This is a genomic window from Thalassovita sp. ABM4_323 (genome assembly GCF_056158665.1).
Genome location: NZ_JBSWTS010000007.1, coordinates 3,427,172 through 3,453,901, shown reverse-complemented (window position 1 = coordinate 3,453,901; position 26,730 = coordinate 3,427,172). Strand labels below are relative to the sequence as shown.

Here is a 26,730-nt window from a genome sequence, read left to right as displayed (position 1 = left end):
GTGAAACCCTGTTTTAGTGCAACGATCGCGTTTTATAGCGTATGTAAGCAGCAACCACATTAGGTGTGCGAAGCGCTTCTGGACGGACTCAGAATGCTCTGGTGACGAACAGAGACTGTATTTTCGCCAACATTTCGCTGGCCTAATCAAACCGCTTGAAAAGCGATTTGTTTAGGCAATTTGGTTTTTTCGTGGCTTTCTATAAATCACATCTCTAGAACATCTCGATATCCGCCGCCGTTACCATCGCGTTCTGCTCGAACGTTGCGATCAGCACCTGATCGCCTGCGCCTGAACCATCCGCATCAAACCACAGCTGCCCCGAGGCCTGATCAAAGATAAACCTGTCATTGGCATCCAGCGCGGCGGTGCCCGCCACAAACGCATCAGCAGCCAAGGCCCCCGCCGTCATGCCCGCGAACTCGGAGGCTTTGAACTTCAGGATGTCGCCCTCATTGGCCTCGTTCGTGTTGAAGTCGATGATGCGGTCCACATTGTCCGGGCCAATTGCGCGGTCAAACACAAAGGTATCCGCCCCGCGCTGGCCCTTCAGCGTGTCTCGCCCTTCGCGGCCCACAATGGTGTTCTCAAACGGTGTGCCGATGATGGTGTTGTCCAGCCCGTTGCCGATGCCGTTGAACTGCGTTGGATTGCCATCTCGGGTAAGGACTGTCTGCATGAAGAGCTGTTCGACATGGGCGTCCAGAGCATACGACCGATAGGCCAGAACCACGTCATTGCCTTCGCCGGCCTGTTCCACCGCATTATCCCCCGGCGCACGGATGATATAGCGGTCATTGCCCAAGCCACCGACCAATGTATCAACGTTCTTGCCGCCATCCAAGATGTTGTCACCGTCATTGCCGGTGATCCTGTTGGCCAGCCCGTTGCCCGCGCCCAGACGGGCCGTGCCGGTGAGCTCGAGATCCTCGATATGCTTGCGGCCCATGCGGAAATCGACGGAGGATTCCACCGTGTCATGGCCCGCCCATTTGCGGCTTTCAGCCACCCGGTCGCCTGCATCATCGACGATGATCCGGTCAGAGCCCGGCCCGCCGATCAGCAGGTCGGCGCCCGTGCCGCCGTCAATCGTGTCGTCGCCCGCACTTCCATTCAGCGTGTCATCGCCGGCTCTTCCATAAAGACTGTTATTGGCACTGTTTCCGTGTAAGAAATCTTCCGATTGCGTGCCGAAACCGGAAATTGGATCTGCACCCATTAGATAAAACAGTTCAATATCAGCTCCACCAATATCGAAGGTGACCCAGCTGGAAACACGATCAGTTCCACTTTCCCAACTATATTCTAAGATTCGATCACCTGCGTCGTGCACATAGTAATGATCACTTCCGGCACCACCTTTGAGATAATCATCCCCCGCGCCGCCCGTCAGCGTGTCATCGCCCGCACCGCCCTCGAGCGTGTCATTGTCCGCGCCGCCGGTCAGGGCGTCGTCGCCCGCTTCGCCGCGCAGCGTGTCGCGCCCCGCCAGACCATCCAGCGTGTCATCAATGTCAGAGCCCACCAGAAGGTCGGCCCCTGCCGTACCAATCTGTGTCTGCCGCGTGATCTCGGCTGCGTCCCAGACCGTGCCATCGGCAAACACCACCGCGCCAATGGCATAATTCACCCCGCTGAAGGCCGATTGCACCAGGATCTGATCGCCACCGTCACCGACCGTCAGGTAAAGGTCATTGTAGCTGCGCCGCGCTGACACATCGCTCTCGGCAATCCCCGCGCCGAACACGATCCGGTCGATCTTGTCCGCGACATCGTAATACTGGGAGGCATAGTTGTAGATCCGGTCCGAACCAAACCCCGCCTCGAACCGGTAATCGTCAGACCCATAACCACCTTTGAGATAATCATCCCCCGCGCCGCCCGTCAGCGTGTCATCGCCCGCACCGCCCTCGAGCGTGTCATTGTCCGCGCCGCCGGTCAGGGCGTCGTCGCCCGCTTCGCCGCGCAGCGTGTCGCGCCCCGCCAGACCATCCAGCGTGTCATCAATGTCAGAGCCCACCAGAAGGTCGGCCCCTGCCGTACCAATCTGTGTCTGCCGCGTGATCTCGGCTGCGTCCCAGACCGTGCCATCGGCAAACACCACCGCGCCAATGGCATAATTCACCCCGCTGAAGGCCGATTGCACCAGGATCTGATCGCCACCGTCACCGACCGTCAGGTAAAGGTCATTGTAGCTGCGCCGCGCTGACACATCGCTCTCGGCAATCCCCGCGCCGAACACGATCCGGTCGATCTTGTCCGCGACATCGTAATACTGGGAGGCATAGTTGTAGATCCGGTCCGAACCAAACCCCGCCTCGAACCGGTAATCGTCAGACCCATAACCACCTTTGAGATAATCATCCCCCGCGCCGCCCGTCAGCGTGTCATCGCCCGCACCGCCCTCGAGCGTGTCATTGTCCGCGCCGCCGGTCAGGGCGTCGTCGCCCGCTTCGCCGCGCAGCGTGTCGCGCCCCGCCAGACCATCCAGCGTGTCATCAATGTCAGAGCCCACCAGAAGGTCGGCCCCTGCCGTACCAATCTGTGTCTGCCGCGTGATCTCGGCTGCGTCCCAGACCGTGCCATCGGCAAACACCACCGCGCCAATGGCATAATTCACCCCGCTGAAGGCCGATTGCACCAGGATCTGATCGCCACCGTCACCGACCGTCAGGTAAAGGTCATTGTAGCTGCGCCGCGCTGACACATCGCTCTCGGCAATCCCCGCGCCGAACACGATCCGGTCGATCTTGTCCGCGACATCGTAATACTGGGAGGCATAGTTGTAGATCCGGTCCGAACCAAACCCCGCCTCGAACCGGTAATCGTCAGACCCATAACCACCTTTGAGATAATCATCCCCCGCGCCGCCCGTCAGCGTGTCATCGCCCGCACCGCCCTCGAGCGTGTCATTGTCCGCGCCGCCGGTCAGGGCGTCGTCGCCCGCTTCGCCGCGCAGCGTGTCGCGCCCCGCCAGACCATCCAGCGTGTCATCAATGTCAGAGCCCACCAGAAGGTCGGCCCCTGCCGTACCAATCTGTGTCTGCCGCGTGATCTCGGCTGCGTCCCAGACCGTGCCATCGGCAAACACCACCGCGCCAATGGCATAATTCACCCCGCTGAAGGCCGATTGCACCAGGATCTGATCGCCACCGTCACCGACCGTCAGGTAAAGGTCATTGTAGCTGCGCCGCGCTGACACATCGCTCTCGGCAATCCCCGCGCCGAACACGATCCGGTCGATCTTGTCCGCGACATCGTAATACTGGGAGGCATAGTTGTAGATCCGGTCCGAACCAAACCCCGCCTCGAACCGGTAATCGTCAGACCCATAACCACCTTTGAGATAATCATCCCCCGCGCCGCCCGTCAGCGTGTCATCGCCCGCACCGCCCTCGAGCGTGTCATTGTCCGCGCCGCCGGTCAGGGCGTCGTCGCCCGCTTCGCCGCGCAGCGTGTCGCGCCCCGCCAGACCATCCAGCGTGTCATCAATGTCAGAGCCCACCAGAAGGTCGGCCCCTGCCGTACCAATCTGTGTCTGCCGCGTGATCTCGGCTGCGTCCCAGACCGTGCCATCGGCAAACACCACCGCGCCAATGGCATAATTCACCCCGCTGAAGGCCGATTGCACCAGGATCTGATCGCCACCGTCACCGACCGTCAGGTAAAGGTCATTGTAGCTGCGCCGCGCTGACACATCGCTCTCGGCAATCCCCGCGCCGAACACGATCCGGTCGATCTTGTCCGCGACATCGTAATACTGGGAGGCATAGTTGTAGATCCGGTCCGAACCAAACCCCGCCTCGAACCGGTAATCGTCAGACCCATAACCACCTTTGAGATAATCATCCCCCGCGCCGCCCGTCAGCGTGTCATCGCCCGCTTCGCCGCGCAGCGTGTCGCGCCCCGCCAGACCATCCAGCGTGTCATCAATGTCAGAGCCCACCAGAAGGTCGGCCCCTGCCGTACCAATCTGTGTCTGCCGCGTGATCTCGGCTGCGTCCCAGACCGTGCCATCGGCAAACACCACCGCGCCAATGGCATAATTCACCCCGCTGAAGGCCGATTGCACCAGGATCTGATCGCCACCGTCACCGACCGTCAGGTAAAGGTCATTGTAGCTGCGCCGCGCTGACACATCGCTCTCGGCAATCCCCGCGCCGAACACGATCCGGTCGATCTTGTCCGCGACATCGTAATACTGGGAGGCATAGTTGTAGATCCGGTCCGAACCAAACCCCGCCTCGAACCGGTAATCGTCAGACCCATAACCGCCCTCGAGATAATCATCCCCCGCGCCGCCCGTCAGCGTGTCATCGCCCGCACCGCCCTCGAGCGTGTCATTGTCCGCGCCGCCGGTCAGGGCGTCGTCGCCCGCTTCGCCGCGCAGCGTGTCGCGCCCCGCCAGACCATCCAGCGTGTCATCAATGTCAGAGCCCACCAGAAGGTCGGCCCCTGCCGTACCAATCTGTGTCTGCCGCGTGATCTCGGCTGCGTCCCAGACCGTGCCATCGGCAAACACCACCGCGCCAATGGCATAATTCACCCCGCTGAAGGCCGATTGCACCAGGATCTGATCGCCACCGTCACCGACCGTCAGGTAAAGGTCATTGTAGCTGCGCCGCGCTGACACATCGCTCTCGGCAATCCCCGCGCCGAACACGATCCGGTCGATCTTGTCCGCGACATCGTAATACTGGGAGGCATAGTTGTAGATCCGGTCCGAACCAAACCCCGCCTCGAACCGGTAATCGTCAGACCCATAACCGCCCTCGAGATAATCATCCCCCGCGCCGCCCGTCAGCGTGTCATCGCCCGCACCGCCATAAAGCCTGTCGTTTCCGCTCCCCCCGAAACGGAATCGTCGCCTTCGTTTCCGTGCACGCGGTCATTTCCTGCGTCGCCCGAGAGCGTGTCATTTCCCCCGTTTCCGAAAATGTCATCGACACCATCAAGCCCCCGATATACTTCGCTTGCTGCGCCTCCGATAATGTAGTCGTCACCATTCGTCGGCGCATTCAAGCGTGAAAAGATGTCAGCGATTGTCCATTCCGAGCCATCGTGAAAGCGAAATGTATTGATCGCAAAAGGCGACTGTCCGCCTTGATCGAGGAAGCTGGAGATTGTGATCGAGTCGTCTTGAGCAACCCTTAGAACAAGATCGAAATGATTGCGCTCGACTGAAACTTGCGTTGCTGAAACGCCCACGCCAAACTCCAGCCGATCGAGCGAGCCGTCGCGATCGTAGTTGTTGATTGTGTCATGCCCGTCACCCGAATCGAACCGGTATATATCAGCGCCTGCATTACCGCTGAGCGCGTCATTTCCGGTGCCCCCCACAATCGTGTCATTGCCCGCGCCACCTGAAATGGTGTCATCCCCCCCCAAGCCGGGCAGGAAGTCATCGCTTTCTTCTCCGCTAAGCCTGTCGGCTTGATCTGTGCCGACCAGATCGGAAACGCCGAAATCTGCGAGCGCCTTTTCGGCGTCTGTGCCCTCTGGATCACCCACTGCGCGCAGATATTCAGCAATCCGTTCCCCAAGTTCGCCAAGCTGTTTGATTGTCGACGCAAATCTCGACATGAGGATTGCGCCCTGTTCTGAACTCTGCCCATAGCGCTCAAGCAAATCTGCCGCCACGGCAGAAACATCCACGTCGACGCGCCCTGTTTCGGGCGACCACGTGAGAGAGACACCAGCCATCAGATCCGCATAGTGAGATTGCAGGCTTAACTGCCCGTCAACCCAGGACATGAGGTCAGCAAACGCTTCCAGCAATATTTTGGCAGCTGGCCCATGCGGGTTTGGGTCCAATTCTCCCCAACACCAGATGCCAACATAGGAAGAGCCCATAAACTTTTCCAAAACGGCCAGTTTGCGCGCATCGCCGATGGCGTTGCCATAAATCTGGGTCGCTTCCCGGGCGTCCGGGGCAATATCGTAGACATCAGCCCAACGGTACATCACTTCTAACAGATGCGACATGCGCTGTGCGTCGGTGGAGGCGCCGATATAGGCTTGCAGGGCTGCTTTCAGCCGTCCGCTGTTATCCCCGGCCATGGTTGCGCGTAGGCTTCCCACATTGCCAAAGCCAAAGACCTCGGGAAGCGCGAGGATGTCATCCGTGAATGTGATATCGCGCTGATCAACCGTTCGGGCAGTATCAATGGCAAACCACACGTCATGTGCTGCGCGGCTCTGCCCATCAAGAGCCGTATAGGTGCCCGATTGCAGATGAGAATTGCCATTCTGATCGACAACTTCGGTTTCGGTATAGCTCACGCTGATAGAGAATACGCCGGCATCTTGCAGCGTCAGCAACTCGCCTTCATCAGTCTCTGCATCCGCGTCACGATCAACCCAGACCCGCAATTCGGAAAAGACAAAATCTGCACTCGAAATCTGCCCGTCGCCGTTCTCATCGTATGATGCCAGCGCTTGAAAGCCGTTTTCAAATCCACCCGCAGCATCGCTTGCATGACGATCCCCGAACAGCTCGGCACCGGTTGTGATCCGGCCGTCTTCGTCCTGATCCAGAACCAGCAGGCCGTCACCTGCACCAACCCAGCCAGTGTTTTCGGCAAATCCGTTGCCATCATGGTCAAAATAAACACGAGCACTCAGGCCCAGAGTCTCAACCCCATTGCCACCCAGATCAAGCACAAGGGGAGAGCGGGTTTGAGTGGCCTCTTCGAATTTCTCTTTGATTTTGTCGATAATGTCGTCAGCGGCATCGCCTATGCCTTCTATGAGATTTTTGGGAGAACAAAGTATATCCACTGAGCCCTGGCCAATAGCGCTTCCCCGGGGTTCAAGAAACCAAGGGAGGTCCGGGCCGTCAGTAACGACAATTATTGCTGCCTCAACTACACCCAAGCGTTCAGAGGCCGATCGATCGTTTGGATCATTGGAACCATTACCCCAACAATAATAGGGGTTCATATCCAAGACCACATGGTCGCTAGAACAGGTTGTTGTTCCGTAATTTGGTGTGCCTTTAAACTTAATATCTGTGACAAATTCGTATGTTGTTTGACCTGTTTCAGGGTCTGTGACAGGGCGAACAATATACTCGTGAAGACCATCCTCGCTTAACCACTTTTCATTTTGGGCGTTTAAGGGGTCGTTTTCGTCTCGGTGGTACTTATTCTCCGCATCCGACGCTTTACGGTAACGTCCGGAGTTTACCACCTCATCAGCAGTCGGTTCGTTCTCTTCGCGAATGATATAGCGTGCTAGATGAATGATCTCCGCCTGCTCAATGTTATCAACACTTTCCAAGTCTAAAATATAGTCAACAACCTGTGGATTATCGTCACGATAGTTGCGAAGGATGTTCTGAATATGATCGAGATGTGTATCGAAATCGTCAATCACAATCTGTTCGAGCGGTCCAACTGCCATGGTAACCTCTTAAAAACAATCGGATGCACTCAGAACGAATTTGGGACTCAGCGACCGCTTCAATTCCGTACACCGTGACAAATTGGGGGGGCGGCCGTCAACCCTCGGCTGTTGGCATGAAATCCGAAATGATTTCAGACTGCGCACTTAGTGACCTGCCCCCCGAAATCTCCCGCACTTTAATGTAGAGTTTGCTCAACCTCTTGAAGGAGCAAACAAATGCGAAAGAGCCGTTTCACTGAAGCCCAGATCATTGGGATGATCAAAGAACAAGAAGCCGGGATTCCGACGGCGGAGGTGTGCCGCAAGCATGGCCTGAGCCAGGGCACGTTCTACAAATTCAAATCCAAGTATGGCGGCATGGAAGTGTCTGATGCGGCCAAGCTGAAGGCGATGGAGGACGAGAACGCCAAGCTTAAACGTCTGCTGGCCGATGCCATGCTGGACAACGTTGTGCTGAAGGATTTGCTGGGAAAGAGTTGACGACGCCGAATGAGCGGCGAGAGGCAGCGCTCAGGGCGATGCGGGATCATGACATCTCGCAACGCCGGGCCTGCCGACTTGTCGGTGTCGATCCGAAGACGGTCCGGCGTGAACGCCCGCCGGACAATCCTGAGATACGCAAGGAGATGAAGGCCGTCGCGGCCAAACGGCGTCGGTTTGGCTACCGCCGGATCGGCGTGATGCTGGAGCGCGAAGGATACGTGATGAACCACAAGAAGCTGTATCGGCTGTACACCGAGGAGAAGCTGGGCGTTCGGCGACGGCGTGGACGGAAACGGGCGCGTGGGTCTCGAACACCAATGCCAGAGGCTTTGAGGCCAGGCGAACGTTGGTCGATGGACTTCCTGTCGGACACGTTCGGGGCATCACGCCGGTTCCGCATCCTGGCCGTCAATGACGATTTCTGCCGTGAGAACCTGTGCCTGATGGCCGACACCAGCATCTCGGGTGCCCGGGTTGCGCGTGAGTTGGATGCGCTTGTGCGTATCTATGGCAAGCCTGCCAGCATTGTCAGCGATAACGGGACTGAGTTCACAAGCCGGGCAATCCTGAAATGGGCGAACGACAACGGCGTCGACTGGCACTACATTGATCCGGGCAAGCCACAGCAGAATGCCTTCATCGAGTCATTCAACGGCAGCTTGCGCGACGAATGTCTAAATGAAGAGATGTTCGAAAGTCTGGATGATGCGCGTCGAAAACTGGCGCTCTGGCGGTACGACTACAACAACGTCAGGCCGCACTCATCTCTCGGAAACAAAACGCCCGCAGAAGCGCGCCGAACGCTTGAGCAATTTGAGAGCTCCGCGTCCGGCGCGCTTGCCCAAATTGACGACCAAGACTATGAAAACCAGACCCGCAAACTCTCGTTATGAATGAGGGAGCCTCGGGGGGCAGGTCAGTCACGCTGAAATTCTTTCGATCCGCCGTGAAGATGTCGATATAGAGAAGCGCGTGATTTGGGTGCCCCAAGCGAAGGCTGGCTCGCGGGAACAACCAATTACCAGGGAGTTGGCTGAATACTTGGGGCAGCGAATGGCTATGCTGCCGCCTGGGTGCGAATGGGTCTTCCCGTCACTGGGAAGCGCAACGGGTCATGTACATACAATTCGCAAAGCGTTTCGCCGTTCCGTTGAGCGCGCTGGGCTTGATCCCGATCAGATCACGCCGCATACGCTGCGGCACACGGCAGTGACGCATTTGGTGCAAGCTGGCGTAGATTTACCGACCGTCCAACGCATTTCCGGACATAAGACTTTGTCCATGGTGGCTCGTTATGCGCATCAAAGCGGTTCACACATTGAGGCGGCGATGGACCGGCTTGAAGGGCGGGTAAGCGGTGCGCAGGCCGATAATGTGCGTCAGTTAAAGCCGAAAAGTTCGGCTTAATTACACACGAATTACACGTGCGCTTGACTTCATAGCTTTGATGATATGCTAAGTCGTTGATTTTAATGGTGCCCGGGGGCGGAATCGAACCACCGACACGAGGATTTTCAATCCACTGCTCTACCCCTGAGCTACCCGGGCACGGGTGAACGCTTGCGTTCGGGTGGAGGCCTTCTAGGCGAGTCACGGATTGGTGTCCAGAGGGATTTTCAAAAAACCTGTGAAAAAGCTGTCACGTTGATTTGTCGTGGAGTGCTCTTCTGATTTTGCCGGGGTTCTGGCGAGAATTTGCCGGGGCGCAGGGGCGAAGCGAGGGTTCTAAGCGATTGGTCGGGCGCGCGAATCCTTTGCATCGACCATTGCTGATCGCAGGATGATTTTCCTGGGTCCGGCCTAGCCTGCTCCTGTCCCGGGATATCGCCAGAGACGCAAATCTCAGGCGGTGGTCGCGTCAAACCCTGCGCTGTTGATCGCAGCCAACAGGACGGCCGCGTCATCGGCGCTATCGATCTCGACCGTGCGGGCGTCCATGTCGAACTCCAGCAGGGCGGTCGGGTCGGCCTCGGTCACGGATTTTTCAATCTTGGCGGTGCATTTGCTGCAATTCATTCCGGGAACGGCGAAAGTCGGCATTTGAAGTCTCCTTTGACACGGCAAATGGGACCTTCCAGCGGGGGAAGGTCAAGCGATTTTCGGAAAATTACGCCTGGACCTTGACCTTCCAGCTAGTGGAGGCCTTATCTGAAGGGCCCATACGGCATGAAAGGCCCAGAAATGAGCACGCAAACCGCCCAAATCCAGATTGAAGGCATGACCTGCGCCGCCTGTGTGGGCCGGGTGGAAAAGGCCCTGCGCGCGACGCAAGGGGTATCCGGGGCCAACGTAAACCTGGCCACCGAAAGCGCGATGGTGACCTATGAAACCGGAGGGGTCGACGGGATCTTGGCTGGTCTGACCCGTGCGGGCTATCCGGCGCATGTGGTGACGCAGGTGTTCGATGTCGAAGGTATGACCTGCGCGTCCTGCGTCGGCCGGGTCGAAAAGGCCTTGGCCGATCTGCCCGGCGTGACCGATGTGGCGGTCAATCTGGCCAATGAAACCGCGCAGGTGACCTATGTTCAGGGGCTGGGCGATCCGGCACAGATGCAGGCGGCAATGGCGGCGGCGGGCTATCCGGCCAAACCGCGCGATACCGGAGCCAAGCTGCACGAAAACCGCAAAGAGGAAGAGGCCCGCCAACAGCGCGGGCGGCTGATCCTGGCGGCGGCTCTGGCCCTACCGGTCTTTGTTCTTGAGATGGGCGGGCATCTGGTGCCGGCCTTCCATCACTGGGTGCATATGTCGATCGGCCAGCAGGCCAGCTGGATGCTGCAATTCGTGCTGACGACAGCGGTGCTGATCGGGCCGGGGCGGCAGTTCTATGCCAAGGGTTTCCCGGCGTTGTTCCGCGGTGCGCCGGATATGAATGCCTTGGTCGCAGTGGGCACGGCGGCGGCCTATGGGTTCTCGGTTGTCGCGTTGTTCGCGCCGGGGCTGCTGCCCAGCGGAACGCGGGCGGTGTATTTTGAATCCGCGGCTGTGATCGTGGTGCTGATCCTGCTGGGCCGGTATCTGGAGGCCCGCGCCAAGGGCCGCACAGGGCAGGCCATCCGCAAGCTTCTGGGGCTGCGGGTCTCGACCGCGCGGGTGTTGCGGGACGGCGAGGCGCAGGATATCCCGACCGAAGAGATCGTCACAGGTGACATTGTTCTGATCCGCCCCGGCGAGCGGCTGGCGGTGGATGGCGAGGTGACCGAGGGCAGCTCGTACGTGGATGAAAGCATGATCACGGGCGAGCCCGTGCCTGTCGCCAAGTCCCCCGGGGCTCAGGTCGTCGGTGGCACCGTGAATGGCACCGGAGCGTTGCAGCTGCGCGCCACCAAGGTTGGCAATGACACGATGTTGGCGCAGATCATCCGCATGGTCGAGCAGGCTCAGGGCGCGAAACTGCCCATTCAGGGCGTGGTCGATCGTATCACCCTGTGGTTCGTGCCCGCCGTGATGGGCGTGGCGCTGCTGACGGTGCTGGCCTGGCTGGTGTTTGGGCCCTCTCCGGTGCTGTCCCATGCGTTGGTGGCCGGGGTGGCCGTGTTGATCATCGCCTGTCCTTGCGCGATGGGGCTGGCCACGCCGACCTCGATCATGGTGGGGACGGGGCGCGCCGCTGAAATGGGCGTGCTGTTCCGCAAGGGGGATGCGTTGCAGGCCCTGTCTGGGGTGGATGTGGTGGCCCTGGACAAGACCGGGACGCTGACAATGGGCGCCCCGGCGTTGACGGATTTCACCGTTGCCGAAGGTTTTGATCGTGCGGATGTCCTGCGCAAGGTTGCGGCGGTCGAGGCGCTGTCCGAACACCCGATTGCGCGCGCCATCGTGGACGCGGCGGACGGCCCGTTGGCACAAGTCGACAAGTTCGGCTCGGTCACCGGGTATGGCGTGTTGGGCACGGTCGAGGGCGCGCGCGTGATGGTCGGTGCGGACCGCTTGATGCAAAGGCGCAAGGTCGATCTGGGCGCACTGCAACAGGTCGGCGCGGCTTTGGCAGCCGCCGGGAAAACCCCGCTCTATGCGGCCATTGACGGGCAGATCGCGGCGGTGATTGCGGTCTCGGACCCGGTGAAACCTGCCAGCAAGCAGGTGATCGACACACTGCATGCACGGGGTTTGCAAGTGGCCATGATCACCGGCGATAACAGCGCCACCGCCCAGGCCATCGCCACCGAGCTGGGCATTGACCACGTGGTCGCCGAGGTGCTGCCCCAAGGCAAGGTCGAAGCGCTGGACAGCCTGCGCACGGGCGGCAAAACGCTGGCCTTTGTGGGGGATGGCATCAATGACGCGCCCGCCTTGGCGCAGGCGGATGTGGGGATCGCCATCGGGTCTGGCACGGATGTGGCAATCGAAAGCGCCGACGTGGTGCTGATGTCGGGCGATCTGCGCGGGGTGGTGAACGCCTTTGGTCTGTCGGCCCGCGTGATGCGCAATATCCGGCAGAATCTGTTCTGGGCCTTCGGGTATAACACCGCGTTGATCCCAGTTGCTGCGGGCGTGTTCTACCCGCTTTTTGGCTGGCAGCTGTCGCCCATGCTGGCCGCCGGCGCCATGGCCACCAGCAGCGTTTTCGTGCTGACCAACGCCTTGCGTCTGCGCCGGACGCGTCCTGATATGCCCCTGGAAACGAAAGGATAAGCCATGAATATCGGAGAGGTTTCAGACCGATCAGGCCTGCCTGCGAAAACCATTCGGTACTACGAGGATATCGGGCTCATTCATCCCGATCGTTCGGCCAACGGGTATCGCAGTTTCAGCGAGAATGACCTGCACAAGCTGGCCTTTCTGGGCCGCTCGCGGGCGCTGGGGTTTAGTATCGAGGATTGCCGCCACCTGCTGACCCTGTACGAGGATCGCAGCCGCGCCAGCGCGGACGTCAAGCAGATCGCCAAGGGGCATCTGGCGCGGATCGACGAGAAACTGGCCGAGCTACAGGAAATGCGCGCCACACTGGCCGGGTTGGTCCATGCCTGTGCCGGGGATGATCGCCCGGATTGTCCGATTCTGGCCGATCTGGCTGCCAAAACCTGATCGGCCAGCGCCTTTAGCGATAGCGGGCCACGTCGGCGCTCAGACGGTCGGCGGCGGCAAAGTATTCCTCGGCCAGGCGGTCCACCAGCTGGGCGGCAGGCACCACGTCTTTGACCGCGCCGATCCCTTGGCCCGAGCCCCAGATCGAGCTCCAGCTTTTGGGTTTTTCCGATCCGAAATCCATGTTCGACGGGTCCGAGCGTTCCAGGTTGTCGGGATCCATTCCCGCCGCCGCGATGGACGGTTTCAGGTAGTTCCCCCAAACGCCCGTGAACAGGTCGGAATAGACGATATCCGAGGCGCCGCTTTCGGTGATCATTTCCTTGTACCGGTCGGCGGCGTTGGCCTCGTTTGTGGCGATAAAGGCCGACCCGGCATAGCCGCCATCCGCGCCCATCGCCTGCGCGGCCAGAATGGACTCGCCCTTGGCGATCGCACCCGACAGAAACAGCGGGCCATCGAACCATTCGCGAATCTCCTGGATCAGCGCCAGCGGAGACAGCGCGCCCGCATGCCCCCCGGCACCCGCCGCGACAGCGATCAGACCATCGGCGCCTTTCTGAATGGCCTTGCGCGCGAATTTGTCGTTTATGATGTCATGCAGCACGATGGCGCCGACGGAATGCGCGGCCTCATAGACCCATTCCTGTGCGCCCAAGGACGTGATCCAGACGGGCACCTTGTGTTTCACGCACAGCTCGACATCGCGTTCCAGCCGGGGATTCGAGCGGTGCACGATCTGGTTCACCGCAAAGGGCGCGGCGGGCTGATCGGGGTTCGAGGCGTTGTGTTCGGCCAGGGTGTCCGTGATCCGGGCCAGCCATTCGTCCAGATCGTTGCCCTCTTTTTCACGGGCATTCAGCGCAGGAAACGCGCCGACGATACCAGCCTTGCATTGGGCGATCACCAGATCGGGGTTCGAGATGATGAACAGCGGGCTGCCGATCAGCGGGATACGCAGGTTTTGCAGGACGGGGGGCAGGGACATTTATTCACCTTTGAATGCGGGTTTGCGTTTCTCAATGAAGGCTTGCACGCCTTCGCGGAAATCGGCGGATTGGGTCAGCGGGGCCTGGGCCTGGGCCTCGGCTGTGAATGCGTCCGAGAAGGACACATTGCTGATATTGCGCAGGATTTTCTTGGCGCTGGCGGCGGCCAGCGGGGCCGCAGCGGCAATGCGATCGGCCAGCGCGCGGGTATCCGCGTCCAGCTGATCGGCGGGCGATAGCTGATTGACCAGCCCGTGTTGAAGGCATTCCTCGGCCGGGATTTTGCGCCCTTCGATGATGGCTTGCAGCGCGCGGTGATAGCCCATGCCTTTGAGCAGCAGCCAGGTGTTGCCGCCGTCCGGCACCAGCGAAATCGCGGCAAACGCCATATAGAGCGAGGCGTTCTCGGCCATCACCACCATGTCGCAATTCATCGCATAAGCCGCGCCAATCCCCGCGGCCGAGCCATGCACCTGCGCGATCCAAATCTTGGGCGAATTCGCAATCCCCATCAAAGAGGGGCGGTACTCTGATTCCAGCATGTGGTCGGTGGGCATCGGACCCAGACCGCCCTTAAGATCGGCCCCTGCGCAGAACCCGGGGCCCTCGCCTTTCAGGATTACCACGCGGATATCGGCCATGCCGTCGATATCGGCCACGGCCTGGATCAGCGCCGCGCGCATGGCGTCATTGATGGCGTTGAAAGCATCCGGGCGGGTCAGGGTGACGGTGGCTATGGCGCCGTCCGTTTCGACCGAAAGAACGCCGTTATACGGATCGCTCATGTGTTTCCTCCTTAGGTCAGAATGCCATCCTGGCGCATCCTTGCAATGGTGTCCGCGTCATAGCCCATACGGGCCAGTACGCTGTCTGTGTCAGCCCCCGGCACGGGCGGGGCGCCGACGGGATCCGGGGCCGAGCGGCTGAATTTCGGGGCAGGGTTGGCCTGAGTGATACCGTTCACCTGGGTGAAAACGCCACGCGCTTTCATATGAGGGTGTTCCGGTGCCTCGGACCATGTCAGGACCGGGGCAACGCAAGCATCCGTGCCGTCGAAAATCTCCTCCCATTCCGCGCGGGTTTTGGTTTTGAAGACCTGAGCATAGGACGCATGGCGATCCAACCATGACGTTTCGTCGTTTTGGCTGGCCTTGTGGTCGGGTGGCAGACCGGCAAGGTCCACAAGCTGCGCGAAAAACTGGGGCTCCAGCGGCCCAACCGAGACGTATTTCCCGTCCTTGCATTCATAGCTGCGATAGAACGGAGCGCCGCCATCCAGCCAGTTGCTTTGGCGGTGTTCGCCCCAGCGGCCCATGGCGATCAGCGAATGAATCAGGGCCATCAGCGCGGGGGCACCATCCACCATCGCCGCGTCGATGACCTGACCGCGCCCGGAATGATGCCGCTCATAGATCGCGGACAGAATGCCCAGCAGCAGGAACATGGTACCGCCGGCATAGTCTGCGGCGATGTTCAGCGGGGGGATGGGGGGCTCATCCTTTTTACCGATCGCATGCAGGACACCCGTCAGGCCAAGATAGTTGATGTCATGCCCCGCCATTTGCGCCATTGGGCCATCCTGACCCCAGCCGGTCATGCGTCCATACACCAGCGTAGGGTTGCGTGTCAGGCAATTGTCAGGCCCCAGCCCCATGCGTTCCATCACCCCGGGGCGAAAGCCCTCGATCAGCACATCAGACCGTTCGATCAGGTCCAGCGCGGCGTCGATGCCCTCTGGTGTTTTCAGGTTCAGCGCGACCGACAGCTTGCCACGATTGTTGATATCCGCCGGGTTGGCCGGGCCGGATTTGCGGGTGATCAGGATGACCTCGGCCCCCAGATCGGCCAGGAATTGCCCGGCCAGGGGGGCGGGGCCCAGCCCCGCCATTTCCACGACCGTCAGACCATGTAAGGGGCCGCTCATGCCGCTTGGTCCTGAGGGTCGCGCAGGATGTCCAGGGCACCGGGGGCTAGCGCGAAGCGTTCGCCATACTGATCGGCCAGCTGTGCGGCGCGGGCAGCAAAGGGTTCAATCCCGATGCCGCGAATGAACTGGATCGCGCCGCCTGTGTGGGCCGGGAACCCGATGGCAAAGATGCCGCCCAGATTGGCCTCGACCTCGGTGCGCAGCACGCCCTCGTTCAGGCAGCGCAGAGTTTCGATGGCCTGCCGATACAGCAGCCGGTCAATCGCATCTTCGACCGAAATGTCGGCGTTGCCCTTGGCGAACTGGCCCAGACCATCCCACAGGGTTTTGGACCCGTCAGCGGCGTAGTCATAAAACCCCCCGCCATAGTGACGCCCGCCGCGCCCCTGTTCGATCATCGCGTCATAGACCATCTTGGCGGCGGTGTTGTGCTTGCCGAACCCGCTGTCCACGCCCAGCCGTTCGTCCAGCGCCCTGTGGGTGCGCTCGACCTTCTGCGACAGCACCAGCGATACCTCGTCATGCACGGCCAGCGGCCCCACGGGCATCCCGGCCAGCCAACCAGCGCGTTCGACGGCCACGGGCGACATGCCGTCCACCATCAGCGCAATGCCTTCGTCCATGAAGGTGCCAAACACGCGGCTGGTAAAAAAGCCCCGGCTGTCATTCACCACGATCGGCATGTAACCAATCTGCTGCACGTAGTCGTAGGCCTTGCGCAATGTGTCCTCAGAGGTCTTCTCGCCCATGATGATCTCGACCACCTTCATCTTGTCGACGGGGCTAAAGAAATGCAGCCCGATGAAGCGGCTCGGATCGGGGCAGAACTCGGCCAGAATTGAGATCGGCAGGGTCGAGGTGTTGGACCCATAAATCCCGTCCGGCCCCAGTTGGGCAAAGGTTTCGGGGATGACCTTTTCCTTCAGGTCGATGTCCTCGAACACGGCCTCGATGATCAGATCGGTGCCCGCAAAAGCCGTGTTGTCCGTCGCGGGGGTGATCAGGTTCAGACGTTGTTGTTTGCCCGCTTCGTCCATCCGGGCGCGCTTGATGCGCTTGTCGCACAGGCCGGCGGTGTAGGATTTGCCCTTTTCTGCGCGCTCGATATCTGTGTCCTTCAGGACCGAAGGCAACCCGGCATTTGCATGCGCCCAGGCGATGCCCGAGCCCATCATCCCCGCGCCCAGAATGGCGGCATTCTGGGCCTTCCATCGGTCGCCCTGTGGACGCACCTGGCCGCCTTTGATTGCCTGCATCCCAAAGAAGAACGAACTGATCGCGGCCTTGCATTCGGGCGTTACGATCAGCGCGCAAAGCCCTCGGCTTTCGCTGCGCAGCGCGGCGTCATAGTCGATCCGCATCGAGTTCACCGCGATATCGAGGATTTTTTCCGGCGCGGGCAGCAGACCACGGGTTTTCGAGTACAGAAACGCCGAGGACCCCACGATCAGTTGGCGAACTTTAGGGTGCAGAACGTCCCCGCCCGGATAGCGAAACCCCCGCTGGTCCCAGGGTTGGGCGTGGCTGTCGGGGTTGGCCTTGATCCAGGCCTTAGCGGCGGGGATCAGGGCGTCGGTGCTGTCGACCACCGCGTCCACCATGCCGATTTTCAGCGCCTTTTGCGGCTTGACCGGCTTGCCCTCGGTCAGGTGGGGCAGGGCGGCCTCTAGCCCCAGCAGTTTCGTCAGACGCACCACGCCGCCCGCACCGGGCAACAGGCCCAGCGTGACCTCGGGCAGGCCAACCACAGCTCCGGGCACATCCGCGATAACACGGTGATTGCAGGCCAGGCACAGCTCGTACCCGCCGCCCAATGCGGCCCCGTTGATGGCGGCAACCACGGGCACCGGCAGCTGTTCCAGCTCGCGATAGGCGCGCTTGTTTTCCTCGATATAGTGGAAGGTCTCGGCGTCGGCCTTGTCCACCGCCAGGATCAGCCGCAGATCACCGCCCGCAAAGAAGGTTTTCTTGGCCGAGGCAAAGACGACCCCGGTCAGATCGTCCTCGGATCGCAGGCGGTCCAATACCGCATCCATGCCCGGAACATAGCGTTCGTTCATGGTGTTGGCGGACTGGCCCTGCATGTCCATGGTAACGGTAACGATGCCATCGGCGTCTTTTTCGTAAATGAAATCAGTCATGTCTGTCCCCCTCAGACCCGCTCGATGATCGAGGCAATGCCCATACCGCCGCCCACGCACATGCAGATCAGTGCGCGTTTTTGGTTCCGCCGTTCCAGCTCGTCCAGCATGGTCGACACCAGACAGCCCCCCGTCGCGCCCAGCGGGTGGCCCATGGCGATGGCCCCACCCACGACGTTCAGTTTCTCGTCCGGTACGTTCAGATCACGTTGCAGGCGCAGGGCGACCGAGGCAAAAGCCTCGTTGATTTCCACCAGATCAATGTCGTCGATGGTCAGCCCGGCCTTGGCCAGGGCTTTTTCCGAGGCGGGCCCCGGGCCCGTCAGCATGATCGTCGGATCGGTCGAGGTCAGCGCAATCGACACCACCCGTCCGCGCGGGGTCAGGTTCAGGTCTTTGCCGACCTGTTCGTTCCCCAGCATGATCAGCGATGCCCCATCCACGATGCCCGAGCTGTTGCCGGGTGTATGCACGTGGTCGATCTGCGCCACCTCGGGGTATTTGGCCAGCGCAACGGCATCAAAGCCAAAGCCCCCCATCGCGGCAAAGGATGGCTTTAGCGAGGCCAGTTTCTGCATATCCGTGTCGGGCTTGATGAAATCATCCCGATCCAGAATGACCACGCCGGTTTCGTCCTTCACCGGCACGACCGAGCGATCAAACCAGCCTGAATCCCGTGCATGGGCCGCGCGTTTCTGCGATTCCACGGCAAAGGCGTCGACGTCATCGCGGCTCCAGCCCTCGATGGTGGCGATTAGATCGGCGCCGATCCCCTGGGGCACAAAGCCCGTCTGGATTGCGGTCGCCGGGTCCTCGGCGAACGGCCCGCCATCGGCCCCCATCGGCACGCGGGACATGGATTCATACCCGCCCGCGCAGACCAGATCTTCCCACCCACTGGCGATCTTGGCGGCGGCCGTGTTGAATGTGTCCAGACCCGAGGCACAAAAGCGGTTCACCTGCGCCCCCGCGACCTTCTGATCCCACCCGGCCTTTTGCAGGGCGATCTTGGGCAGCACGGCCCCTTGTTCCATCACCGGGGCGACGCAGCCCATCATCAGGTCGTCCACGCGGGACGTGTCCAGATCGTGGCGGCTTTGCATCTCCTCCAGCAGGGTCGTGACCAGGTCAATTGGTTTGACCTCGTGCAGGGTGCCGTCTGGCTTGCCCTTGGACCTTGGTGTTCGGATTGCGTCGTAGATATAGGCGGTCTCTGTCATCTCGCTCCTCCTTCGAATGACAAATCAGCTTGGCACGCTCTCCTCTACCGGCTTGGGCAAATCAATTCTTGTGAAATCCAGTCGCGGCAGTGGTTCAAAACGGCGAGCGCAGATGGCGCGTGCCTCGTCACGGGGCACGCCAATAGCGCGCAGATAAAGTTCGGCGGTGTCCGCGCAGGATTGGCGCCAGGTCAGCAGGCCGCTCAGGACCATCGAGGTCGCCCCCATCACGGCCCCACCCCCCAGTGCGGTGATCGAGGGCAGCTGCTCTTCGTCAAAGCTGAAACGGCCGCTTTCCAGCCCCTCCATCAGCAGGCGACGGGGCAGTTTTCCCCAGAATTTTCCCAGCCGAGGGTCCAGCATTCCGAATTGGGCGATGAATTTTCCCCAGTGATGTTCCTCGTGAACGCGCCGGATGGTCTGACGCATCACCAGCGCCAGGCGCTGCGCCGGGTCGTCCAGATGAGCCGTGTTTTCCCGCATGGCCTGACGCAGTTCGTAATACAATAGATCACAGATCTGATTGAACAGCTCGTCCGGATTTTCCACGTTATTATAAATGGTTCCGCGCGACAGACCGGCCTCTTTCGCCAGGTCGCTGACGGCGATCTGCATCGAGCCTTTGTCGGCAAACACGCGGAGTGCGGCGTGTAAAATGCGGGCATTCACGGCTTTCATGCGCGGGTCCAATGATCAGTGTTGACAGAAATTGAACACGTGTGTTTATTTGAAGTCAATAGCGTTCATCGGTCATGGGAGGAGGCAGAATGGATGCGTGTATGAGTGACCCTGTTGCAGGGTCGTTCCCGGTTCGCACCCGGGGTGTTTTGTTTGTCCAGTCCGGCGCTTGTGGGATGCGTTCGGCGACAGAAAGGACAAACGCATGGAATTGATTCAGCTGATCATCGGGGGGATCGCGACAGGGTGTATCTATGGCCTTGTCGCGCTGGGATTTGTCTTGATTTACAAGGCGACCGAGGGCGTGAACTTTGCCCAGGGCGATATGATGATGCTGGGCGCCTTTGTGGCGCTGGGGCTGGTGAACGCGGATTATGGCGCACTGGCCTTTATTCCGGGCGTGATCCTTGCGGCCGTTATCATGGGCGGCGTCGGATATGGCGTGGATCGCTTTGTGGTCAGGCAGATTTTCGGACAGCCGCACTTTGCGCTGGTGATTTTGACGATTGCGATGGGCTTTGTGTTCCGCTTTGTGGCCGGGGCCATCTGGGGCTTTACCCCGCTGGTGCTGGAGACGCCTTTTGCCGGAAAGGTCTTTGATATTGGCGGCCTGATCATCGGATACGAGGACGTGACGGCCATTGTGGTCACCGCCGTCCTGACCCTGTCGCTGTGGGCATTTTTCCAGTTTACCAAGCTGGGTCTGGCCGCGCAGGCCTCGTCGCAGAACCAGATGGCGGCCTATATCGTGGGCGTGCCGGTGCATCGGGTGAACTCGATGATTTGGGCGCTGTCAGGGGTCGTGTCGACGATTGCCGGGGTGCTCTACGCCTCGAAGGGGGCGATTGATCCTAATATCGGTTTGCTGGGGATCAAAGCCTTCGCAGCCGCAGTGATCGGCGGTTTCGGCAGCCTGCCCGGCGCCTTGCTGGGCGGTATCCTGATCGGTGTGGTCGAGCCCATCGCAGCGCGATACCTGCCTGCCGGTTTCAGCCAAATGAGCCCCTATATCATCATGCTAGCTGTGCTGGTCACGCGTCCGAACGGACTGTTTGCCCAGATCTACGCCAAGAAGGTCTGAGCCGATGAAAGTTATCTTTAAGACAAGTTACGACAACGACATCGACCTGCACGAGGACGGCTGGGCGCGGGGCAAAATCGCGCTGCTGGTGGCCTTTATGGTGGTGCTGCCGTTCTTTGCCGGGGAGTATTACCTGGCCGAGATCACCAACACGCTGATCTGGTCGCTGGCCGGGATGGGGTTGATGCTGCTGGTGGGCCATACCGGTCAGGCCAGCCTGGGCCACGCGGCCTTTCTGGCGATCGGGGCCTATACGGATGCGGCGCTGATGAATATCGGTGTGCCGTGGGTGATTGCCTTTCCGCTGGCCGGGATCGCCGCTGGGGTGTTTGGCGCGATTGTCGCCATCCCTGCGGTGCGCATGTCGGGTATCTATCTGGCCATCGCCACGCTGGCGCTGTTCGTTATCGTCGAGGAACTGATCATCGTGGCCGAGCCCATTACCGGCGGGGTAGGGGGCATCTTTGCGCCCTCGATCACCATTTTGGGCGTGGATTTCGACCGCTATTCCAGCCTCAATAACTTCTACTGGCTGTGTCTGGCGGTCGTTGTCGGGGTGACGTGGATGTATGCCAACCTGATGCGCAGCCCTACGGGCCGCAGTTTCCTGGCTGTGCGCGATTCCGAGGTCTCGGCCCGCGCGCTGGGGATCAACGTGACGCGCACGCGGTCGTTGGCCTTTGGCCTCAGCTGCGCGATGACGGGTTTGGCGGGCGCGTTGATGGGGCACTATATCAGCTTCTTCAACTACGAGCTCTTCTCGATCTTCATCTCGATCAACCTGCTGTTGGTGGTCACGATCGGGGGCTTGGGCTTTATTCAGGGGGCGTTCTTTGGTGCTATCCTGATTACGGCTGTGCCTCAGGTGATCGCGATCCTGCGGGACGGGCTGAAATCCAGCGTCGGGATCGACCTATCGGCGATGCCCGGTCTGGATACGCTGATCTTCTCGGTCATTCTGGTGACTTTCATCATCTACGAACCCAATGGGCTGTATGGCCGCTGGCTGAAAATACGCGCCTGGTTCCAGCTGTTTCCGCTGGCCCGGCGTGACATGTTCCGCCGCCAGAAAACCTATCTGAAAACGGAGCGGATGAAATGAGCCTGTTGGAAGTTGACGATCTGGCCATCTACTTCGGCGGTGTGAAAGCCGTGGACGGGGTCAGTTTCAAGGTCGAAGAAGGCGAGGTCTTCTCGATCATCGGGCCGAACGGGGCGGGCAAGTCCACGATCTTTAACCTGATCTCGCGGTTCTACAAACCGACCCGCGGCACGATCCGGTTTGACGGTCAGGATATCACCGCGCTGAACGCGCATGATATTGGCCAGCTGGGCATTGCGCGCACGTTCCAGAATATCGAGCTGTTCGACCATTCGACCGTGTTGGACAACCTGATGATGGGGCGCCACACGCACCGTCAGACCCGCTGGTATCAGGACATGTTCTTTGTGCCCAAGGTCCGGCGCGAAGAGCGCGGCCACCGCCAGAAGGTCGAAGAGGTGATCGAGTTTCTGGAGCTTGAAGCCTACCGCGAGAAACTGATCGCCGGGCTGCCCTATGGTGTGCGCAAGGTGGTCGAGATTGGCCGCGCACTGGCGATGGGCCCCAAGATGATCCTGCTGGATGAACCGGCCTCGGGCCTGTCCGTCGAAGAAAGCCAGGAGGTCGCCTTTTGGGTCGAGGATATGCGCCGCGACATGGGGCTGACCGTGCTGATGGTGGAACATGACATGAAGCTGGTGAATCAGGTCTCGGATCGGGTGCTGGCGGTGGCGAACGGCCAACCCCTGGCCATGGGTTCACCCGCCGAGGTCCAGGCCGACGCGCAGGTGCAAGCGGCCTATCTGGGCACGGAGGTGGACGCATGACCAAGGTTCTGGATATCCGCAACGTCGAAACCTTTTACGGCGCGATCATGGCGCTGCGCGGGGTCTCGCTGGAGGTGAACGAGGGCGAGATCGTCACCATTCTGGGCGCCAATGGCGCGGGCAAAACCACGTTGATGAAAACCATCAGCGGGTTGATGGATCCTGAAAAGGGCAACATCGAGTTCAACGGCGTGGACATTGTCGGCAAGCAACCCGACGAGATCGTCCGCATGGGCTTGGCCCACGTCCCCGAAGGACGCGAGGTGTTCCCCTATCTGACCATCGAAGAAAACCTGAAGATGGGCGCCTATGCCCGCAAAGGCGTGGACTTGCGCGACGATATTGCGCTGGTCTACGAGTATTTCCCGATCCTCAAGGAACGGCGCGGCCAATCGGCGGGCTTCTTGTCGGGTGGACAGCAGCAGATGCTGGCAATCGGGCGCGGCCTGATGGCCAAGCCGAAACTGATGCTGCTGGACGAGCCCTCGCTGGGTCTGTCGCCGCTGCTGACGCAGGAAATCTTTGCCATCATCAAACGTCTGAATGCCGAGCAGAAAGTCACGATGCTGCTGGTCGAACAGAACGCCAATGTTGCGCTGCACACGGCGCATCAGGGCTATGTTCTGGAAATGGGCCGGATCGTGATGGCGGGCAGCTGCGAAGAGCTGCGCGCCTCGGACGATATCCAGGAATTCTATCTGGGTCGTCAGGAAGATACCCAGCGTGGTCAGAAACGCTGGAAACGGCGCAAGACGTGGAGGTAACGAGATGATGAACACGGATATGCTCATCCCGGCCGACGCGCCGATTGCGATGGATGGCTGCGACACGGTGGTGAAACTGTGGGCCAAACGGTGCCACGAGCTGGGCGACAAGACGGCTCACCGCGAAAAGGAACTGGGCGTCTGGCAATCCTACAGCTGGACCGACTATTTCAACGGCGCGCGCAACGCGGCGCTGGGTCTGATCGCGATGGGGCTGGAACGCGGCCAACCCGTACAGATCCTGTCTGAGGATCGGCGCGAATGGCTGTATGTCGATCTGGGTGTGGCGGCTGTGGGGGGCATTCCCTCGGGGGTGTACACCACGGATGCGGCCAGCCAGTTGGCCTATCTGGTCAACGATTCCGGCGCGCCCTTCTTGTTCTTGGAAAATGACGAACAGCTGGACAAGTTTTTGGAGGTGCGCGACCAGATGCCTGGCCTGAAAAAGGTCATCGTGTTTGATCGCGACGGGCTGGCGGATTTCAGCGATCCCATGGTGATGTTCTGGGACGAGCTGATGGAGATGGGCGAGGCCGAGGCCAAGGCCCACCCCAAACGCTTCATGGAAGAGCTGGAGAAGGCCAAACCCGAAGATCCGCGCATGCTGATCTATACCTCGGGGACGACTGGCCCGCCCAAGGGCGCGATCATCACGCATCGCAACATCATCTATCAGATGTTCGCGGGCGAGCAGACGATCGAGTTTGAACAGACCGATGAACTCCTGTGCTTCTTGCCGTTGTGTCATGTGTTGGAACGCCTGATTTCCGTGGAATTTCCGATCCTTGCGGGCTGTAAGGTGAACTTTGCCGAAAGCCCGGAAACCGTCTTTGACAATCTGCGCGAGGTCAGCCCGCACTCGTTCACCGGCGTGCCGCGGATCTGGGAAAAGGTCTATAGCCGTATCAGCATCCTGCGCTCCGAGGCCGGCTGGATCGGCCGGACTTTCCTGGACTGGGCTGTCGCGGCGGGCATGAAAAAGGTCGAGGCCAAGGAGGCCGGCAAGCACATGTCGCCCGGCGCCAAGCTGAACCTGTTTTTGGCTGATCTGCTGGTGCTGCGGAACCTGCGCCAATTGGTTGGCTTGCAACGCACCCGGCGTTGTACAACCGGGGCCGCGCCGATCTCGCCTGATCTGCTGCGCTGGTTCGAGGCCATCGGTGTGCACTTGCTGGAAGGCTTCGGGATGACCGAAACCTCGGGTGTGGCCACGGTGAACACGCTGGCGCACAACAAGATCGGCACTGTGGGGCAGGGCACGCCCGGCACGCAAATCAAGATCTCGCCCGAGGGGGAAATCCTGGTCGGTGGCCCGGCGGTGTTCGGCGGCTATTGGAATAAGCCCGAGAAAACGGCCGAAACCATGACCGAGGACGGCTGGCTGCGCACGGGGGATGTGGGGCGTCTGGACAACGAAGGCAACCTGACCATCACCGGCCGGATGAAAGACATCATCATCACCGCCGGGGGTAAAAACGTCACCCCAGCCGAGATCGAGAGCAAGCTCAAATTCTCGCCCTATGTATCCGACGCCGTGGTGATCGGGGACGCGCGCAAATACCTGACATGTCTGGTGATGATTGATCAGGAAAATGTTGAAAGGTTCGCGCAAGAGCGTCAAATTCCTTATGCGGACTTCGCGTCGTTGACGCGGGCAAAGGAGGTGGTGGACCTGATTGGCCAGGTCGTAAGCGAGACCAACAAAGACTTCGCCCAGGTGGAGCAGATCAAGGATTTCCGACTGATCGATATCCTTCTGACCGCCGAAGACGAAGAGCTGACCCCCACCATGAAACTCAAGCGGAATTACGTGAACGAACGTCACGCCGGCTTGATCGAAAGCATGTATTGATCGCGCCTTTGAGGAGGGGCGCGGCCAGAACGTAACAGTACCAATGGGAGGAACTGAACCATGAAAGCATTCAAGACCCTTGCCGCCGTTGCGGCGCTGTCTTTGGGGCTTGGCGCCCCTGCGATGGCCGAGGATGGTGTCTCGGACACCGAAATCAAACTGGGCGGGGCACATGACCTGTCGGGCATCTTTGCGCCCTTCTCGGTGCCTGCGGTGAAGGCCGCGCAGCTGTATTTTGACGAGATCAACGCAGCCGGCGGCGTGCACGGTCGCCAGATTTCCTATATCGTCGAGGATCACGGATATCAGGTGCCCAAGGCCGTGCAGGCTGCCAACAAGCTGGTGAACCGCGACAAGGTTTTCGCGATGCTGCTGAACCTGGGCACGCCCACCAACATCGCGATGTTCAAGCTGCTGGAGCCCAAGGGCATCCCCAATGTCAGCCCGCTGACCGCCGCGCGCCAGATGGTGGACCCGCCTGCGCCGTGGAAATTCGCGGGAACTGCGGCTTATTATGACGCGGTTAAGGCCGCGACGGTGTCTATGGCCAATGACGGCGATCCCGAAACCTTCTGCCTGATGTACCTGCCGACAGATTTCGGCAAGGAAATCGAAATGGCCGTGAAAGACGGCGCTGCTGAAACTGGTGCGTCCTTTGGTATCGAAACGCAGCACAAGCCGGATGAGACCGATTTTTCGGGCGCATTGGGTAAGGTCAAAAGCGCAGGCTGCACCACGGTTGGTCTGGCGCTGGGCATCAGCCAAACCATCAACGTGATCGCTACCGCCAACAAGCTGGGCGTTGACGTTGACTTCCTGCTCAGCTCGGCCGGATTCCACACCGTTGTGGCCAAGGGTCTGGCCGCTCAGGGTGTGATGGGCGGCGTCTATGCTGCCGCTGGCTGGCAGGATCTTGAGGCGCGCATGGGCAACGCAACCGTCGCGGGCTGGGTCAAAGCCTATACCGAAGCGACGGGCGAGAAGTTCCCCGGCACCGGTGCTCTGCTGGGTCGTTCGGCCGCCGAGCTGATCGTCAAAGGTCTTGAAGCCGCTGGCCCCGACCTGACCCGCGAAGGGTTCATCGCGGCGATGGAAGGCCTGCAATATGACGACGAAGTCGCAGGTAACAAGGTCAACATGTCCGCCGACAACCACGTGGCGGCCACGCAGATCTATATCTCGGCCGTTGAGAACGGCAGCTGGAAACTGATGACCACCATCGAGTGATCCAAATACTGCGGGGCGGTGAAATATCGCCCCGCAGCTCTTTCTCTGACAATTCAAACGCCAT

General features: G+C 60.3%; 18 protein-coding genes, 1 tRNA gene and 1 pseudogene. 10 read left to right on the top strand and 10 right to left on the bottom strand.

Translation table 11 applies throughout. From position 1 onward, the window contains the following. Nucleotides 1–214: 214 nt before the first annotated feature. Both ACXADQ_RS19550 and ACXADQ_RS19545 read right to left on the bottom strand, forming a co-directional pair. On the bottom strand, nucleotides 215–4,663 hold the full coding sequence (locus ACXADQ_RS19550; RefSeq protein ID WP_475325333.1) for a calcium-binding protein: 4,449 nt from the start codon (nucleotides 4,661–4,663) through the stop codon (nucleotides 215–217). 191 nt (nucleotides 4,664–4,854) lie between these two features. Then, nucleotides 4,855–5,583: pseudogene (locus tag ACXADQ_RS19545) on the bottom strand (calcium-binding protein); the annotation flags it as partial. A gap of 2,040 nt (nucleotides 5,584–7,623) precedes the next feature. Between ACXADQ_RS19545 and ACXADQ_RS19540 the strand changes: the two are divergent. Both ACXADQ_RS19540 and ACXADQ_RS19535 read left to right on the top strand, forming a co-directional pair. Continuing rightward, nucleotides 7,624–8,783 (top strand): IS3 family transposase gene (locus ACXADQ_RS19540; protein WP_475324003.1). Its coding sequence is split into 2 segments (ribosomal slippage): nucleotides 7,624–7,873 and nucleotides 7,873–8,783, totalling 1,161 coding nucleotides; the frame shifts between segments, so codons are not numbered across the junction. Between the two features lie 37 nt (nucleotides 8,784–8,820). After that, entirely contained in the window at nucleotides 8,821–9,297 is a 477-nt protein-coding gene (locus ACXADQ_RS19535; protein ID WP_475326109.1) for a tyrosine-type recombinase/integrase, read from the top strand. A gap of 66 nt (nucleotides 9,298–9,363) precedes the next feature. Here ACXADQ_RS19535 and ACXADQ_RS19530 read toward each other — a convergent pair. After that, a tRNA-Phe gene (locus ACXADQ_RS19530) sits at nucleotides 9,364–9,438 on the bottom strand. Nucleotides 9,439–9,732: 294 nt separating this feature from the next. Then, the gene (locus ACXADQ_RS19525; RefSeq protein ID WP_475325330.1) at nucleotides 9,733–9,930 is read right to left on the bottom strand and encodes a heavy-metal-associated domain-containing protein; all 198 of its coding nucleotides are present in this window, start codon (nucleotides 9,928–9,930) and stop codon (nucleotides 9,733–9,735) included. Between the two features lie 141 nt (nucleotides 9,931–10,071). Here ACXADQ_RS19525 and ACXADQ_RS19520 point away from each other — a divergent pair, with 141 nt between their 5' ends. Together ACXADQ_RS19520 and cueR are read left to right on the top strand one after the other, a co-directional pair. After that, complete coding sequence (locus ACXADQ_RS19520) at nucleotides 10,072–12,525, top strand: heavy metal translocating P-type ATPase (protein ID WP_475325327.1); 2,454 nt, start codon at nucleotides 10,072–10,074, stop codon at nucleotides 12,523–12,525. A 3-nt stretch (nucleotides 12,526–12,528) separates the two neighbouring features. Beyond that, complete coding sequence (gene cueR / locus ACXADQ_RS19515; protein WP_475325324.1) at nucleotides 12,529–12,918, top strand: Cu(I)-responsive transcriptional regulator; 390 nt, start codon at nucleotides 12,529–12,531, stop codon at nucleotides 12,916–12,918. Between the two features lie 13 nt (nucleotides 12,919–12,931). Here cueR and ACXADQ_RS19510 read toward each other — a convergent pair whose 3' ends face one another. From ACXADQ_RS19510 to ACXADQ_RS19485, 6 genes are read right to left on the bottom strand one after another with little or no spacing between them, the layout of a single operon-like run. Beyond that, nucleotides 12,932–13,906, bottom strand: a complete 975-nt coding sequence (locus ACXADQ_RS19510; RefSeq protein WP_475325322.1) for an NAD(P)H-dependent flavin oxidoreductase — start codon at nucleotides 13,904–13,906, stop codon at nucleotides 12,932–12,934. Next, a complete protein-coding gene (locus tag ACXADQ_RS19505; protein WP_475325320.1) occupies nucleotides 13,907–14,692 on the bottom strand; it encodes an enoyl-CoA hydratase/isomerase family protein in 786 nt (261 codons plus the stop codon). 11 nt (nucleotides 14,693–14,703) lie between these two features. Continuing rightward, the gene (locus ACXADQ_RS19500) at nucleotides 14,704–15,831 is read right to left on the bottom strand and encodes a CaiB/BaiF CoA transferase family protein (protein ID WP_475325317.1); all 1,128 of its coding nucleotides are present in this window, start codon (nucleotides 15,829–15,831) and stop codon (nucleotides 14,704–14,706) included. Beyond that, nucleotides 15,828–17,975 carry a 3-hydroxyacyl-CoA dehydrogenase NAD-binding domain-containing protein gene (locus ACXADQ_RS19495; protein WP_475325314.1) on the bottom strand — a complete coding sequence of 716 codons (2,148 nt, stop codon included), beginning with the start codon at nucleotides 17,973–17,975 and terminating at the stop codon, nucleotides 15,828–15,830. The genes ACXADQ_RS19500 and ACXADQ_RS19495 overlap by 4 nt, the downstream gene beginning before the upstream one ends. Before the next feature lie 11 nt (nucleotides 17,976–17,986). Beyond that, nucleotides 17,987–19,195, bottom strand: coding sequence for an acetyl-CoA C-acetyltransferase (locus tag ACXADQ_RS19490; RefSeq protein WP_475325312.1), 1,209 nt, complete (start codon nucleotides 19,193–19,195; stop codon nucleotides 17,987–17,989). A gap of 24 nt (nucleotides 19,196–19,219) precedes the next feature. Further along, a complete protein-coding gene (locus ACXADQ_RS19485) occupies nucleotides 19,220–19,873 on the bottom strand; it encodes a TetR/AcrR family transcriptional regulator (RefSeq protein ID WP_475325308.1) in 654 nt (217 codons plus the stop codon). Between the two features lie 205 nt (nucleotides 19,874–20,078). Here ACXADQ_RS19485 and ACXADQ_RS19480 point away from each other — a divergent pair, with 205 nt between their 5' ends. From ACXADQ_RS19480 to ACXADQ_RS19455, 6 genes are read left to right on the top strand one after another with little or no spacing between them, the layout of a single operon-like run. After that, nucleotides 20,079–20,954, top strand: coding sequence for a branched-chain amino acid ABC transporter permease (locus tag ACXADQ_RS19480; protein ID WP_475325306.1), 876 nt, complete (start codon nucleotides 20,079–20,081; stop codon nucleotides 20,952–20,954). Between the two features lie 4 nt (nucleotides 20,955–20,958). Further along, nucleotides 20,959–22,056: a branched-chain amino acid ABC transporter permease gene (locus ACXADQ_RS19475; RefSeq protein ID WP_475325304.1), complete on the top strand. Its 1,098-nt coding sequence runs from the start codon at nucleotides 20,959–20,961 to the stop codon at nucleotides 22,054–22,056. Continuing rightward, nucleotides 22,053–22,823, top strand: a complete 771-nt coding sequence (locus ACXADQ_RS19470) for an ABC transporter ATP-binding protein (protein WP_475325300.1) — start codon at nucleotides 22,053–22,055, stop codon at nucleotides 22,821–22,823. The genes ACXADQ_RS19475 and ACXADQ_RS19470 overlap by 4 nt, the downstream gene beginning before the upstream one ends. Then, nucleotides 22,820–23,587: an ABC transporter ATP-binding protein gene (locus ACXADQ_RS19465; protein WP_475325297.1), complete on the top strand. Its 768-nt coding sequence runs from the start codon at nucleotides 22,820–22,822 to the stop codon at nucleotides 23,585–23,587. The genes ACXADQ_RS19470 and ACXADQ_RS19465 overlap by 4 nt, the downstream gene beginning before the upstream one ends. Nucleotides 23,588–23,591: 4 nt before the next feature. After that, nucleotides 23,592–25,439: an AMP-dependent synthetase/ligase gene (locus tag ACXADQ_RS19460; protein WP_475325293.1), complete on the top strand. Its 1,848-nt coding sequence runs from the start codon at nucleotides 23,592–23,594 to the stop codon at nucleotides 25,437–25,439. Nucleotides 25,440–25,499: 60 nt separating this feature from the next. Then, nucleotides 25,500–26,666, top strand: a complete 1,167-nt coding sequence (locus ACXADQ_RS19455; protein ID WP_475325290.1) for an ABC transporter substrate-binding protein — start codon at nucleotides 25,500–25,502, stop codon at nucleotides 26,664–26,666. Nucleotides 26,667–26,730 lie beyond the last annotated feature (64 nt).

Coding starts and splice junctions, on each gene's coding strand:
- ACXADQ_RS19525 (WP_475325330.1), bottom strand. CDS start 9,930: ATGCCGACTTTCGCCGTTCCCGGAATGAATTGCAGCAAATGCACCGCC.
- ACXADQ_RS19520 (WP_475325327.1), top strand. CDS start 10,072: ATGAGCACGCAAACCGCCCAAATCCAGATTGAAGGCATGACCTGCGCC.
- ACXADQ_RS19500 (WP_475325317.1), bottom strand. CDS start 15,831: ATGAGCGGCCCCTTACATGGTCTGACGGTCGTGGAAATGGCGGGGCTG.
- ACXADQ_RS19460 (WP_475325293.1), top strand. CDS start 23,592: ATGATGAACACGGATATGCTCATCCCGGCCGACGCGCCGATTGCGATG.
- ACXADQ_RS19470 (WP_475325300.1), top strand. CDS start 22,053: ATGAGCCTGTTGGAAGTTGACGATCTGGCCATCTACTTCGGCGGTGTG.
- ACXADQ_RS19490 (WP_475325312.1), bottom strand. CDS start 19,195: ATGACAGAGACCGCCTATATCTACGACGCAATCCGAACACCAAGGTCC.
- ACXADQ_RS19455 (WP_475325290.1), top strand. CDS start 25,500: ATGAAAGCATTCAAGACCCTTGCCGCCGTTGCGGCGCTGTCTTTGGGG.
- cueR (WP_475325324.1), top strand. CDS start 12,529: ATGAATATCGGAGAGGTTTCAGACCGATCAGGCCTGCCTGCGAAAACC.
- ACXADQ_RS19505 (WP_475325320.1), bottom strand. CDS start 14,692: ATGAGCGATCCGTATAACGGCGTTCTTTCGGTCGAAACGGACGGCGCC.
- ACXADQ_RS19465 (WP_475325297.1), top strand. CDS start 22,820: ATGACCAAGGTTCTGGATATCCGCAACGTCGAAACCTTTTACGGCGCG.
- ACXADQ_RS19510 (WP_475325322.1), bottom strand. CDS start 13,906: ATGTCCCTGCCCCCCGTCCTGCAAAACCTGCGTATCCCGCTGATCGGC.
- ACXADQ_RS19495 (WP_475325314.1), bottom strand. CDS start 17,975: ATGACTGATTTCATTTACGAAAAAGACGCCGATGGCATCGTTACCGTT.
- ACXADQ_RS19485 (WP_475325308.1), bottom strand. CDS start 19,873: ATGAAAGCCGTGAATGCCCGCATTTTACACGCCGCACTCCGCGTGTTT.
- ACXADQ_RS19475 (WP_475325304.1), top strand. CDS start 20,959: ATGAAAGTTATCTTTAAGACAAGTTACGACAACGACATCGACCTGCAC.
- ACXADQ_RS19480 (WP_475325306.1), top strand. CDS start 20,079: ATGGAATTGATTCAGCTGATCATCGGGGGGATCGCGACAGGGTGTATC.